Here is a 13,495-nt window from a genome sequence, read left to right on the forward strand (position 1 = left end):
CCTGGGGCCTATCTCGGGATGCCGAGCCGGGCTGCGGATCGTCGCAGGTTGGCACGGTCCATCCCGAGCTCTCGCGCCGTGGCGGCCCAGTTATTGTCGTTCCGACGGAGACTGYGTTCGATGACCGAGCGCTCGTAGCGATCGAGATCGGCGCGGAGTGACAGGCCGGTGATCTGATCGGTGCTCTCGGGTACCGCGACYGGCACAGTCTTCGCTACGGGCAAGTCGAGGTCGGACGCCGACAACGTCAGCGCACGTGCCTTGCTCCCTTGCCGCGACAGCGCCTTCAGTGCGCTACGGCCGATGGTGTGTTCGAGCTCACGCACGTTTCCCGGCCACGTCCAGGCGAGCAGGGCGGCTTGCGCGTCACTGGCCAGCCGGAGGCCTGCCAGACCGAGTCGGCCTCGATTCTCTTCGAGAAACGTACCGGCCAGAAGCAACACGTCGTTACCACGCTCCCGCAACGCTGGCACACGTAGTGGATAGACGCTGATGCGGTGGTAGAAATCCGCACGGCAGCGGCCGGCCCGCACTTCATCGGCAAGATCGCGGTTGCTTGCGGCAATGATTCGTACGTTTACCCGGTGCTCGCGATCGGACCCGACCCGCTGCAGCTGGCCGCTCTGCATCACGCGAAGCAGCGTGGCCTGCGCCGCGAGGGAGAGGTCGGCGACTTCGTCGAGAAACAACGTGCCGTGGTCGGCGAGCTCGAACTTGCCGCGGCGGTCGGTCGTTGCGCCGGAGAAGGCACCGCGCACGTGCCCGAACAACTCGCTCTCCACCAGATGCTCGGGAAGCGCAGCGCAGTTGACCGCTATCAGCGGCCGGTCGGCGCGCGGCGAGGCCGCATGGATGGCCTGGGCCACCAGTTCCTTGCCGACGCCCGTCTCGCCGCGGATCAGTACGGTGAGGTCGCTGCCGGCGACGGTGGCGATGTCGTCGACCAGCCGCCGAAAGGCGGGGCTGCGGCCAGCAAGCGCGCGGCCGGGCACTTGCCCGGCCGCCAGGCGGAAACCTTCGGCGCGGGCACGCTCGTGCTCGGCGGAGCGCTGCAGGCCGCGCATCCGCTCGGCCACCGAAACCGTGGCAGCGGCAAGGCTGGCAAAGGCGCGCACGGTAGTGAGGTCGGACGGTCCGAAGCGACCTGCCTCCAGCGCATCGAGGGTCACCAGACCCCAGGGCTTGCCGTCGATCACCAGGGGGCAGCCCATGCAGTCATGCACGTCGAGCGGCAGATGAGCCTCCACCAGGCCGTCGTAAGGATCGGGCAGGGCGCTATCGGGCGGGAACAGGGTCGGCCCTTCCTGCGCGAGCAAGGCGGCGAACCGGGGATGGTCCGCCACGACGAAGCGACGGCCGAGCGTGTCCTCGGTGAGTCCGTCGACCGCCAGGGGTACGAGCTCGCGACCCTCGAGACGGAGCAGGGCGCTGGCGTCGCAAGGCACGAGTAAGCGCAAGGTATCGAGAAGTCGCCGGTAGCGCTCGGCCTCGGGAATCTCCCTGGAGAGATCGTCGACCAGCGGCAGCAGGGCATCGAGTTCAGGACGTGCTGCAGTCATATCGACCTCGTAAGGGTCGAAGTGACCCGGTCTCGGAGCGGGTCACTTCGACCCTTCGCTATTCTAACTCTATGAACTTTAAACAATGTCAGAACTGGCATGGGATGTGAATAAAGAGGACATACCCAAAACCAGAGGCAGTCCCATGATTTCCGCCGAACACCGCGCCATCGTCCGCTCCACCGTGCCCCTGCTCGAGCAGGGTGGTGAGGCGCTCACGACGCACTTCTATCGCATCCTCCTCGACGAGCATCCGGAGGTGCGTCCCTTCTTCAACCAGGCCAACCAGGCCACAGGCGAGCAGCCGCGCGCGCTGGCCAACGGCGTGCTGATGTACGCACGGCACATCGACAAGCTCGAAGCCCTCGGCGACCTCGTCGGCGCGATCATCAGCAAGCACGTATCGCTGAGGATTCGCCGCGAGCACTATCCGGTCGTCGGTGCTTCCTTGCTGCGTGCCATCCGCGAGGTATTGGGTGCCGACATCGCCACGGACGCGGTGCTCGAGGCCTGGGGCGTCGCCTACCAGCAGCTGGCCGATATCCTCGGCGATGCCGAAGAAGTCATCTATGACCGCGTGGCGTCGACCCCGGGTGGCTGGCGCGACGGGCGGACCTTCGTCGTCGCGCACAAGGTGCAGGAGAGCGACGAAATCACCTCGTTCCACTTCGTTCCGGAAGACGGCGGCGCTGTCATCGCTCATGCGCCGGGCCAGTACATCGGCCTGCGCGTCCTCGTGGGCAACCAGGATGCGCGCCGTAACTACTCGTTGTCGGCCGCGTCGAATGAAAAGGGCTACCGGATAAGCGTCAAGCGGGTAACCGGCGGCCTGGTGTCCAACCACCTGCATGACCACATCCAGGTAGGCGACACGGTTGAACTCTTTCCGCCCTCGGGCCACTTCGTGCTCGAGCATAACGACCGCGCACTCGTGCTCATCAGCGGTGGTGTCGGCATCACGCCGACGTTGGCCATGCTGCAGGCCGCGCTGGCGACGGAACGCCCGATTCACTTCATCCATTCGGCGCGTCATGGCGGCGTGCATGCCTTTCGAGATGTCATCGACAACCTCGCGGCGGAGCATCCCAAGCTTCGCCGGTACTACTGCTACGAGGCGCCGCGCAAGGGTGACGCCGAACCCGACGCGACCGGTTTCCTCGACAAGGACCTTCTCGCTGCGTGGCTGCCGGCCATCGACACGATGGACGCCTACTACCTGGGGCCGAAGCCTTTCATGAAGGCCGTGCGGCGGGCACTGCGCGACCTGGGCGTGCCTGATGCCCGGGCGAAGTACGAGTTCTTCGGGCCGGCCTCATCGCTCGACTGACGCTTACCACGTGAGTGCCGCCACGTCTTGAGAACGATCCCCAAACGGACGCGGTGGCGCCCTCACTCAACGTAAGAAAACCTTACTTTTGAGTAATCTTCCATATGGATCGAAGGGTAACTCCTACAAACTTCTACTGGCGCTCGCGTTGGTCGAGCTCGGCTGCGTGATGCGCGGGGATGACCCCGTGTCTCCCTGACGCCGGCGGCCGCTTCGGCCGTCGATCAACACAAAAAACAGTAAAAGGTTAATTGGATGAACCTCAAGGCAACACTTTCCGCCCTGCTCTTCGCGGGTCTGGCCGCACCGTCGGCCTTCGCCGCTTCGGACGGTACGATCACCTTCGACGGTGAGATCACCAACGTCTCCTGCAGTGTCAGTGGTGAGGGCGGCGTCGGTCCGGACTTCACCGTCTCCCTGGCCGGCGTAGACGGTTCGAAGTTCACGGGCATCGGCACGCGTGTCGGCGAGACCGGTTTCCGTATCTATGTCGGCAAGACCGGTGAAACAACCTGCACCGATACCACCAAGGTGTGGGCCTCGTTCGATCCGGACAGCACGCTGACCGACATCAACACGGGCATGGTGAAAGTCACCAGTGGTACGGCGACGGGCGTGCAGTTCCGCCTCCTTAACGAAAACCTGGCACCCATCGACATCTGGGGCGACCAGCAGGTCGTGAAGAAGGTCGTCGACAACAATCAGGCGATTCTCGCCCACGTCGTGGCCTTCGAGCAGATCGCCGCATCGGTCGGCCCGGGTAAGGCGGGTGGTTCGGTGAAGTACACGATCCGCTTCGAACCGTAAGCAAGACGTCGGTCGCCGTGCTCGATTGGCGACCGACCTGCCCAGAGAACGTCATGAAAAAACACTTCCATCACCGCTCGCGGTGGCTTTGCCTTGCCCTGGTGTTACTCGGTGTCGCCGTGAACAGCGCGCCGGCCGTGGCCAGCGTGGTCATGAGTGGCACCCGTTTCGTTTCAATTTTCAGCTCACCGTGAAAGAGTGCAAGGAGCCCGCCGGACAGATCGCGCAGTTCATCTTCGGTACGCCAGCGGACGCCGACACCAACGCGCCGCAGCTCTTCCGGATGCTCGGCAGCGCACCGGCGCACGTCGGCCTGGAAATCGCCGACGAAACAAAGCGCACGATCGAGCCCGGGAAGCCCTACCAGGCGAACGCGCTGGCCACTGGCGAGGATTTCGACTTCTACGTGCGCCTGCGTGAGTCGCGCTACAGCGTGGGCGGTGGCGCGTTCACTCGCCCGGTCACGATTCGCGTCGACTTCCTGTGAGGTCAGTAGTCGACGACGAGCGTATGGAATGGCTTTCCCAGCTGGACGCCATCGGCGTCGTAACCCGATACGGTTTTCCCGTCCACAGTGACCTTCCGCGGCTTCATCCGATCTGGCCAGAACACGCGTACGGGCGTCCCCGGTCGGATGCCGTTATCGAGGGTGATGGTCAGTCGTTCGCCGTCGCGTCTCGCCGTCATGCTCAACGACCCATAAGCCACCGGCAGCTTTGTCACCGACAATCCCTTCCCGGCAACCCACGAAGGCGGTACCCCCGGCAACAGGTAAAGCCCATCATCCGCCTCCCGCATCAACATCCCGAAGATCGTTCGCGCATACTCCGAGCCGATCCAGGTATGCGGCATGTCTCCGAGGTACCCTGGGTGCCGCGGCCGTGAATGAACCACCTCCGCCCACATGTTCCACTCTGGCGGGCGGCGGTCGCGGACGATGTCAGCAAGTAGCTCGGCGGCGTCCTTCGGGCGATCGAGGTAAACATAGGTGAGCACGTTACGCAGCTCATACGGCGTATAGGCGAACAATTCCCCTGGCGCCTCACGCTTGCGCACATCGGCAAGATAGCGATCGAAGGTGCGACGTAGCGCCTCAGCCGGCAGTACGTCCATCTGTCCCGCCGGATCGAGCGCAATGGACACGCCCGTCGGATCGCCGTCGCCCAGGTCCGCCGCTGCGGGAATTGTATCGATGCCCTTCCACGCCATCGTCGCAACGATCGACTTGCGCAAGGATTCGCGCAGTGCGGCGTACTGGGCATGTGCGTAAGCGGCGAGCTCCTTGTCGCCCCACTGCTCGGCAAGCCATGCACCATCGTGCCAGCCCTTCAGTGCCCAGTAGTCATCCCAGTAGCTATGCGTGGGACTCGAATAACCTTCATGACTGATCGACGGTGCGATGATGCCGTGGAATCGCTCGGGTGCCGGAAGATCGCCGAGATAGCCGGGAGCCATGGTCCGTTCGCGTAACTCCTGCATGAAATGCATTGCCGCACGTACCTTCGGTTCGTACGCCTTCACGCTGGCAGGACCACCACCGAAACGCGCCACGTCTGCCACCAGGTTGATGAATTCGCCCTGGCTGTCGTACTCGATGTCGGAGCCGAAGCCGCGATTGACGCTGCCGTCGGCATTGAGGATGGGCGAGACCAGGCCGTTCTCGTGCACCGCGTGGGTGGCGTACCAGTCGAGGTAGTCGCGTGCGGTCTTCGTCTCACCCATGCGCAGCAGGATCGATGCCGTCGCCGCACCGTCCCGAATGAAGGAGCGGTTGTAGTTGCGAGGGCCCGCCTGCATCGCGTGACCGGTCTGGTTGACAAGCATATAGGCGGCTTGCGAGCGGAGAAGGTTCACGAGCGATTCGTCGGGCAAGGAAATGCCGACGCCGCCGAGGCGCTTTTGCCATTCGTCCGAGACGCGGTCGGACAGCGTGTCGAATGTCTCGGCTTGCAGCGCATCCCGATTGATCGCGGGCGGTTCGGGGAGATGGCCGTTCGCATCCGCCGCGGCATCACCCAGAGGAAACGCCAGCACGATGTCGCGCGTCTCGCCAGGCGCCAAATGCACACGGTAGTCGAGCGCCGCTGCGGCGAGCCCATCATCGTCGTGCGCTTCACGCGCGGGCGGAACCTTGCCCGCGGCAACCGTGCCTGTGATCTCGGTTTCGCCGTGTGCACCGAACGCTGCGGCCCCTGAGGCATCTACCGGTGTGAGCGAGGCCAGCAAGGTGCGCCCTTCGACGCGCACGCTCGTGTGGGATGCATCGCCAACCAGAGCGATGTCATGAATCGGCGAGGCACCACCGTTCTGCCAGGGCGGGTTGACCTGAATCGGCCTTACGACGAGCGACAACGTTCCGTCCACCGTCGTGTTGCCCGTATTTGTCAATCGATGACGAAGCATCACGACGGACTGCGAACCCTCCTGCTTGGCAAAGGCTTCGCTGCTGACAGCAAGGCCGGGCTGCGCCACCCAGCCTACCGACGGCATCGGCTTCCACCCATCGCGAAGTGCATGCGTCCGTTCCGAACCATCCGAGACGCTGGTGTGCCCGGAAACATCGCGCCAGATGGCCTGCACCAGAGGGCCGCCCTTGTACGGCTCGATATTTCCATACTCGTCGAAGATGGATTTCTGCAAGCCCGCCGGGACGCCGACCGCCGTCCAGTACACCTGCTGCATATGTAGCGAAGAGGGAAACAGGGCCGCATTCGTCCGGGAGGCGATCACCTGGTAGCGCTTCATGGGCGTCATCACGCGCAGCGGGCCGAGGAGTCGCAGGCGCTTCACTGAAGGCGCTACGCCTTCCTTCAATCCGACGACCAGACGCAGCGCCTCGATATCGGTTGGCTCGCGCGCGGCGAGATACGAGCTGTCCCCCGCACTGCCGGGGTCACTGTCGATCGTGGCCCATCGGCCCTTTGTGTCTCGTCCCTCCAGCGAGGCACCGTTGCGCGGTCCTGCCCACTCGATCTCGAGCCCAGTGATGTTCGCCGGCCGCGGCAGGGCGATATCCAGCTGCCGCGTGCCCTTGGGTCCCTTCCCGACGATGGTCCGGGTGGTTCCGTCAGCCCAGAGCGAGGCGCCATCGTCCTTGCCGTCGAGGCCGCGAATGCGCGCCACGTCGCTTGCCGCGAAGGGCTCGAACTCGAACACCGAGACACCCCAGTCGGCCGTCCGCTCCGGCGCGGCCAGCCTAACGTAGCGCGCCTCAGCCGCCGGAAAGACGAGGTATTCCGTGCCGCCCGGCGAATCGGTCACGGCGTACACGGTTCGGAACGTGGTGCCATCGGTCGAAACCTGGATCGAGTACGAAGCCGCAAAGCCACTGTCCCAATGGATGCGAACGCCGCCGATGCTCGCGATCCTGCCCAGGTCCACCTGGAACCATTGCCCCGGGCTGAAGCTGCCGCCCCAGCGCGTGGTCTCGTCGGTGTCAATGGCATGGGCGGGCGCCAGCGCCGGCACCTGCTGCGATGAGCTTGTGGCCTTCCATTCGCTTCGGGGCGGCACCCCATCGGCAGCGAACGTCGGGGTGGCCAGCAACCCGAGCAGGGCGAGCGTCAGGCGCGTGGCGCGCCGGGTGTGGCGATCGGACATGGGTGCGTACCTCCGGGGAGGTCACCAAGCCTAGGCACGTAACGCCATGTAACCAAGCCTTCGGCGCTAGAATCGGTGGTCTCGCGACCTTACGAATGCCCCGATATGCGTAATCCACTGCAGGAACAGTTGCTCAAGGCCGGTCTGGTCAAGAAGGACAAGATCGCCAAGGTCGTGCGCGAGCAGGCCAAGCAGCGCCAGGGCAAAGCGCCCGTCGTTGCCGACGAAGCCCAGGTCGACGCACGCAAGCTCCAGGCCGAGCGCGCCGAACGCGATCGCGCCATTGCTGCCGAGCGCAACGCCGAGGCGCGGAAGAAGGAAATTCGCGCCCAGGTACGCCAGATCGTCGAAACCACCCGGGTGAAGCGCGACGGCGAGATTGCGTATCGCTTCACCGATGGCGAAAAGATCACCAGCCTGCTGGTGAGCGAGCCGCTTCGCGCCCAGCTGGCTGGCGGCGTGCTGGCGATTGCAAAACTCGATGACCGCTACGAGCTGATCCCGCGCGCGGCGGCGGACAAGATCCACATGCGTGTCTCGGACGTGGTCGTCTCCGACCATGGCCGTACGGACAGCGCGCCGCTCCCCGCCGACGACGATGACGACTATTACAAGCAGTTCGTCGTCCCGGATGACCTGATCTGGTAAGGAGCGGTTGCCGATGAGCGTTCTGGTCACCGGCAGCGCCGGACACCTGGGTGAGGCGATCGTCCGCCGGCTTCGCGCCGAGGGCCGCGAGGTCCGCGGCATCGACATCAAGGCGTCGCCGTTCACCGACCACGTGGGCTCGATCGCGGATGAGGCTTTTGTCCGCGACGCCATGTCCGGCGCCACGGCCGTGATCCACAGCGCCACCCTGCACAAGCCGCACATCGCCACGCATTCCAGGCGCGAGTTCGTCGATACCAACGTGGCGGGCACCGTGGCGCTGCTCGAGTCCGCCGTGGCGCACGGCGTGAAGGCTTTCGTTTTTACCAGCACAACGAGTGCCTTCGGCGCGGCGCTCTCGCCGCGACCGGGCGAACCGGCGACCTGGATCGACGAGGACGTGGTTCCCATCCCGAAGAACATCTACGGGGCAACCAAGATCGCCGCCGAGGGCATGTGCGAACTGGTGGCGCGCAACGACGGCCTCGCTGTCATCGTGCTGCGAACGTCGCGCTTCTTCCCCGAAGATGACGACAATGCAGGCGTACGTGCCGAGTACGGCACACTGAACATGCAGGCTAACGAGCTTCTCTATCGCAGGGCTGATATCGAAGACATCGTCGAGGCGCATCTGCGGGCGGTCGCCCGCGCACCGGACATCGGTTTCGGGCGATACATCGTCTCAGCCCCGCCCCCGTTCACCCGAAACGACGCTGCGGCCTTGCGCGCGGATGCGGCCGCCGTTGTGCGTAAGCTGTTTCCCGACGTGGATGCGCTTTACGCCGCGCGTGGCTGGAGGCTGCTGCCGAGCCTGGATCGTGTCTACGACAGCGGTCTGGCGTCACGGGAGCTGGGCTGGAAGCCCCGGCGGGACTTCGCCTTTGCGCTCGAGTGCTTACGTCGCGGGGAGGACTTCCGCAGCGACATGGCCCGGGCAATCGGGGTGAAGGGGTATCACGACGTCGCGTTTGATGAAGGCCCGTATCCGGTTATCGGTTGAGGGCCGCCATCGCCGCTGAAGCGGCTCCCACCAGGCAAGGCACGCCCCGCTCGGCAGGAGCCGATGCATCGGCGACGCTCTCGACCCGTCAGACGACCGGCTTGGACCGATCCGTCTCCAGCGCCTTATTGATCCGCAGCGCCAGCAGCGTGCAGGCCGCGCCCGAAAGCAGATAAACGCTCACTGCGCCCAGGCCGAAGCGGGTCGAAAGCCCCAGGGCCACCAGCGGGGCGAAGGCCGCGCCGAACAGCCAGGCGAAGTCGGAGGTCAGGGCGGCGCCGGTGTAACGGTAACGCTTGGCGAAATTCGCCGTGACCGTGCCGGCGGCCTGACCATAAGACAGGCCCAGCAAGGCGAAGCCGATCAGCAGGAAGGCATCCTGCGCGACCTTGCCGCCGCCGAGCAGCCAGGGCGACGCAATGGCGAACAGGGCGATCAGCACGGCCATGCTGCCCAGGGTGTTGCGGCGACCGAACTTGTCGGCGATGACGCCCGAGGCCATGGTGCCCAGGATCGCCAGAAACGCCCCGATCAGCTGCACCACGAGGACGTCGTTGATGTCCTGCGAGCGGTTCAGTGCGATCCAGGAAAGCGGGAAGATGGTGACCAGGTGGAACAGGGCGTAGCTGGCCAGGGCCGCGAAAGCGCCGATAAACAGGTTGTAACCCTGGGCCGTCACCATCTCGATGATGCCGATGGGCTCGAGCTCGCGCTCTTCCAGCAACTGGGTGTATTCCTCGGTCACGACCAGGCGCAGCCGGGCGAACAGGGCCACCACGTTGATCGCGAAGGCGACGAAGAAGGGGTAGCGCCAGCCCCAGCTGAGGAAGTCTTCGGGGGAGAGCTGGGTGTGTAGGAACAGGAACAGCGACGCCGCGATCAGGAAGCCTACCGGCGCGCCGAGCTGGCCGAGCATGGAATACCAGCCACGACGGCCCTTGGGCGCATTGAGCGAGAGCAGGGAGGGCAGGCCATCCCAGGAGCCGCCGAGCGCAATGCCCTGCAAGAAGCGCAGCACCGAGAGAATCACAATGACGGCGTACCCGTGCGACGTGTTCGCCGGCAGGAAGGCAATGCACACCGTTGACGTGCCCAGCAGGAACAATGCCGCCGTGAGCTTGGTGCTCCGGCTCCAGTTGCGCTGGATGGCCATGAACAACGTGGTGCCGAGCGGCCGGGCGATGAACGCGAGCGAGAAGATGGCGAAAGCGGCAAGGATGCCGTCCAGCTGGCTCAGGAACGGAAAGAACACCGACGGAAAGACGAGGACGGACGCGATGCCGTACGTAAAGAAGTCGAAGTATTCGGAGGCACGGCCGATGACGACGCCGACCGCGATTTCGCCTGGGGCGACGGCGGCGTGGCTGGTCTCGTGCTGGCGGCGGACATCCTGTTCGGCGCCTTCCGCGGCATTGTGATGGGCGTGTGAAATGCTCGACATCGTATTCGGCCCGGTCTTGGGAATTGAGTGCAGGATAGCGAAGGATCGCACCACTCGGCTTGTAGGGCCATGGGACAAAGTGTCCTATGGCCTTGAAAGGCGGTTAGGCGTATTTTTTCGTGTCCCCACGGTTGCCTCCATCATGCGAATGTCCATGAAGATGATGCGCGGATTGCTGATCCCCGCTTTGGTCCTGCTCTTGTCGGGCTGCGACGCCGTGCTGTTTTCGCCCTCCGGCGACATCGCTCGGCAGCAGCGCGATCTCATCATTATTTCCGTGGTGCTGATGTTGATCATCATCATCCCGGTGATCGCGATGACGTTCATGTTCGCCTGGAAGTATCGGGAATCGAACAAGAACCACGACGACTATGCCCCGGACTGGAACCATTCCACGGTCCTGGAACTGCTGATCTGGTCGGCTCCGCTGCTGATCATCATCGCGCTGGGCGCCATCACCTGGACCAGCACGCACAAGCTGGACCCCTACCGCCCGCTGGATAAGATCGACGCCTCCCGCCCGGTCGCCGAAGGCACCAAGCCGCTCGTGGTCGAAGTCGTCGCGCTGGACTGGAAGTGGCTGTTCCTCTACCCGGAGCAGGGCATTGCCACGGTGAACGAGATGGCGGCCCCGGTCGATCGCCCGATCGAGTTCCATATCACCGCCTCGAACGTCATGAACGCGTTCTTCGTCCCTTCGATGGCAGGCATGATCTATGCCATGCCGGGCATGGAGACCAAGCTCCACGCGGTGATGAACAAAACGGGCGACTTCGAAGGACTTTCGGCCAACTACAGCGGCGCCGGCTTCTCCGACATGCGCTTCCGCTTTCATAGCCTGTCCGACGGCGACTTCAACGCCTGGGTGGCCAAGGCCCGCGCCGATGGCAATACCCTGAGCCGCGAGGACTACCTCAAGCTCGAGCAACCCAGCGAGCGCGAACCGGTGCACTACTACAAAACCGTCGCGCCTGGCTTGTACAGCGCGATCCTCAACCGTTGTGTCGAATCGAACCGCATGTGCATGAGCGACATGATGGCGATCGACCAGCAGGGCGGACAGGGCGTGGTGGGCGCGTACAACGTCACCTCGCTCGACGCTGGTACCCGCTCGCGCCTGGGTGTCGCCGACGATGGCAAGCGCTACGTGGGTGCCCTGTGCACCGCCCGCGGCGCTACCGGTGCGCCGGTGACACCTGCCGGACGTCCGCTCTGAGCGGCCGCCTTTTCCGATTCAAGCCTCGCCGAGTCCGGTAATGAACACACCCGATCTAGTCACACTGATCTTCGGACGCCTCACCATCGAGGCGATCCCGTACCACGAGCCGATTCTCATCGGCACGTTTGCCGCGGTCGCCCTCGGAGGCATCGCCCTGCTGGCGGTGCTGACCAAGTACAAGCTCTGGGGCTACCTCTGGAGCGAGTGGTTCACCAGCATCGATCACAAGAAGATCGGCATCATGTACATGGTGCTCGGCGTGGTAATGCTGCTACGCGGCTTCTCCGACGCCATCATGATGCGCGCCCAGCAGGCCATGGCCTTCAACGGCAACCCCGGCTTTCTGCCGCCGCATCACTACGACCAGGTCTTCACCGCCCATGGCGTGATCATGATCTTCTTCGTGGCGATGCCCTTCGTCACCGGTCTGATGAACTTCGTGGTGCCGCTGCAGATCGGCGCACGCGATGTCGCGTTCCCGTTCCTCAACAACTTCAGCTTCTGGATGACCGTGGCCGGCGGCATGCTGGTCATGGCCTCGCTGTTCGTCGGTGAGTTCGCCCGCACGGGTTGGCTGGCCTATCCGCCGCTTTCCGGGTTGGCGGCCAGTCCGGATGTCGGGGTCGACTACTACATATGGTCGCTACAGGTGGCCGGTGTGGGAACGACCCTCTCCGGCATCAACCTGCTTGCCACCATCATCAAGATGCGGGCCCCGGGCATGACCATGATGAAGATGCCCGTCTTCACCTGGACCTCGCTGTGCACCAACGTGCTGATCGTCGCCGCCTTCCCGGTGCTGACGGCCGTACTCGCGCTGCTCTCGCTCGACCGCTACGCCGGCACCAACTTCTTCACGAACGACTTCGGCGGCAACGCCATGATGTACGTGAACCTGATCTGGATCTGGGGCCATCCCGAGGTCTACATCCTSGTSCTGCCGSTGTTCGGCRTSTTYTCCGAAGTGGTCGCCACSTTCAGCSGCAAGCGKCTSTTCGGCTATGCRTCCATGGTCTACGCCACCGTCGTGATCACGGTGCTGTCGTACCTGGTATGGCTGCAYCAYTTCTTCACSATGGGGTCCGGCGCSWSSGTCAACKCSTTCTTCGGYATCACCACGATGATCATCTCGATCCCCACRGGSGCSAAGATCTTCAACTGGCTGTTCACGATGTACCGTGGCCGCATCCAGTTCGAAGTGCCGATGCTGTGGACGATGGGCTTCATGGTCACCTTCGTGATCGGCGGCATGACCGGCGTCATGCTCGCCGTGCCCCCGGCGGACTTCCTGCTGCACAACAGCCTGTTTCTGATCGCGCATTTCCATAACGTGATCATCGGCGGCGTGATCTTCGGTGTCTTCGCCGGCATCAACTACTGGTTCCCGAAGGCTTTCGGCTTCAAGCTCGATTCGTACTGGGGCAAGTGGTCGTTCTGGCTGTGGCTGACCGGCTTCTATKTCGCCTTCATGCCGCTCTACGTGCTSGGCYTCATGGGCGTCACCCGCCGCATGAACCACTTCGAAGACCCGTCCCTGCAGATCTGGTTCATCATCGCCGCCTTCGGCGCCCTGCTCATCGCTGGTGGCATCGCAGCGTTTCTCATCCAGATCTTCGTCAGCATCAAGCGTCGTGAGGCCCTGCGCGATGTGACGGGCGATCCGTGGCACGGGCGCACGCTGGAGTGGTCGACCTCGTCGCCGCCGCCGTCCTACAACTTCGCCTTCACCCCGGTCATCCACGAACAGGATGCCTGGTGGCAGATGAAGGAGCGCAACGCCGCGCGTCGTACCGAAGGCTACCTGCCGATCCACATGCCGAAGAACACCGCGGCCGGTGTCTACATCGCAGCCTTCGCCTTCGTCATCGGCTTCGCCATGATCTGGCACATTTTC

General features: G+C 64.1%; 11 protein-coding genes. 8 read left to right on the forward strand and 3 right to left on the reverse strand.

Going from position 1 to position 13,495, the window contains the following annotated elements; all coding sequences use genetic code 11:
- Positions 1 to 8: 8 nt before the first annotated feature.
- Positions 9 to 1,559 carry a nitric oxide reductase transcriptional regulator NorR gene (gene norR, locus AC1DT2_RS00175; RefSeq protein WP_477293288.1) on the reverse strand — a complete coding sequence of 517 codons (1,551 nt, stop codon included), beginning with the start codon at positions 1,557 to 1,559 and terminating at the stop codon, positions 9 to 11.
- Between the two features lie 145 nt (positions 1,560 to 1,704).
- Here norR and hmpA point away from each other — a divergent pair, with 145 nt between their 5' ends.
- The 4 genes from hmpA (at position 1,705) to AC1DT2_RS00195 (ending at position 4,180) form a co-directional block, all read left to right on the forward strand.
- Positions 1,705 to 2,886, forward strand: a complete 1,182-nt coding sequence (gene hmpA, locus AC1DT2_RS00180) for an NO-inducible flavohemoprotein (RefSeq protein WP_477293290.1) — start codon at positions 1,705 to 1,707, stop codon at positions 2,884 to 2,886.
- 255 nt (positions 2,887 to 3,141) lie between these two features.
- On the forward strand, positions 3,142 to 3,693 hold the full coding sequence (locus tag AC1DT2_RS00185) for a fimbrial protein (protein WP_477293292.1): 552 nt from the start codon (positions 3,142 to 3,144) through the stop codon (positions 3,691 to 3,693).
- 53 nt (positions 3,694 to 3,746) lie between these two features.
- Complete coding sequence (locus AC1DT2_RS00190) at positions 3,747 to 3,887, forward strand: hypothetical protein (RefSeq protein WP_477293295.1); 141 nt, start codon at positions 3,747 to 3,749, stop codon at positions 3,885 to 3,887.
- Positions 3,884 to 4,180, forward strand: coding sequence for a hypothetical protein (locus AC1DT2_RS00195; protein WP_477293297.1), 297 nt, complete (start codon positions 3,884 to 3,886; stop codon positions 4,178 to 4,180). The genes AC1DT2_RS00190 and AC1DT2_RS00195 overlap by 4 nt, the downstream gene beginning before the upstream one ends.
- A gap of 2 nt (positions 4,181 to 4,182) precedes the next feature.
- On the opposite strand, the gene AC1DT2_RS00200 is transcribed toward AC1DT2_RS00195, so the two are convergent.
- A complete protein-coding gene (locus AC1DT2_RS00200) occupies positions 4,183 to 7,293 on the reverse strand; it encodes a discoidin domain-containing protein (RefSeq protein ID WP_477293299.1) in 3,111 nt (1,036 codons plus the stop codon).
- Between the two features lie 105 nt (positions 7,294 to 7,398).
- Between AC1DT2_RS00200 and AC1DT2_RS00205 the strand changes: the two genes are divergently transcribed.
- Together AC1DT2_RS00205 and AC1DT2_RS00210 are read left to right on the forward strand one after the other, a co-directional pair.
- Complete coding sequence (locus tag AC1DT2_RS00205) at positions 7,399 to 7,941, forward strand: DUF2058 domain-containing protein (RefSeq protein ID WP_063573006.1); 543 nt, start codon at positions 7,399 to 7,401, stop codon at positions 7,939 to 7,941.
- A 13-nt stretch (positions 7,942 to 7,954) separates the two neighbouring features.
- Entirely contained in the window at positions 7,955 to 8,941 is a 987-nt protein-coding gene (locus tag AC1DT2_RS00210; protein ID WP_477293302.1) for an NAD-dependent epimerase/dehydratase family protein, read from the forward strand.
- Between the two features lie 88 nt (positions 8,942 to 9,029).
- Here AC1DT2_RS00210 and AC1DT2_RS00215 read toward each other — a convergent pair whose 3' ends face one another.
- Positions 9,030 to 10,382, reverse strand: coding sequence for an MFS transporter (locus AC1DT2_RS00215; protein WP_477293304.1), 1,353 nt, complete (start codon positions 10,380 to 10,382; stop codon positions 9,030 to 9,032).
- Between the two features lie 154 nt (positions 10,383 to 10,536).
- Between AC1DT2_RS00215 and cyoA the strand changes: the two genes are divergently transcribed.
- Both cyoA and cyoB read left to right on the forward strand, forming a co-directional pair.
- Positions 10,537 to 11,598 carry a ubiquinol oxidase subunit II gene (cyoA, locus tag AC1DT2_RS00220; RefSeq protein ID WP_477293306.1) on the forward strand — a complete coding sequence of 354 codons (1,062 nt, stop codon included), beginning with the start codon at positions 10,537 to 10,539 and terminating at the stop codon, positions 11,596 to 11,598.
- Between the two features lie 67 nt (positions 11,599 to 11,665).
- Positions 11,666 to 13,495, forward strand: a 1,830-nt coding sequence (gene cyoB / locus AC1DT2_RS00225) for a cytochrome o ubiquinol oxidase subunit I (RefSeq protein WP_477293310.1), incomplete at its 3' end; no start/stop codon positions are given.

Source organism: Luteibacter sp. P4_E6 (genome assembly GCF_056401535.1).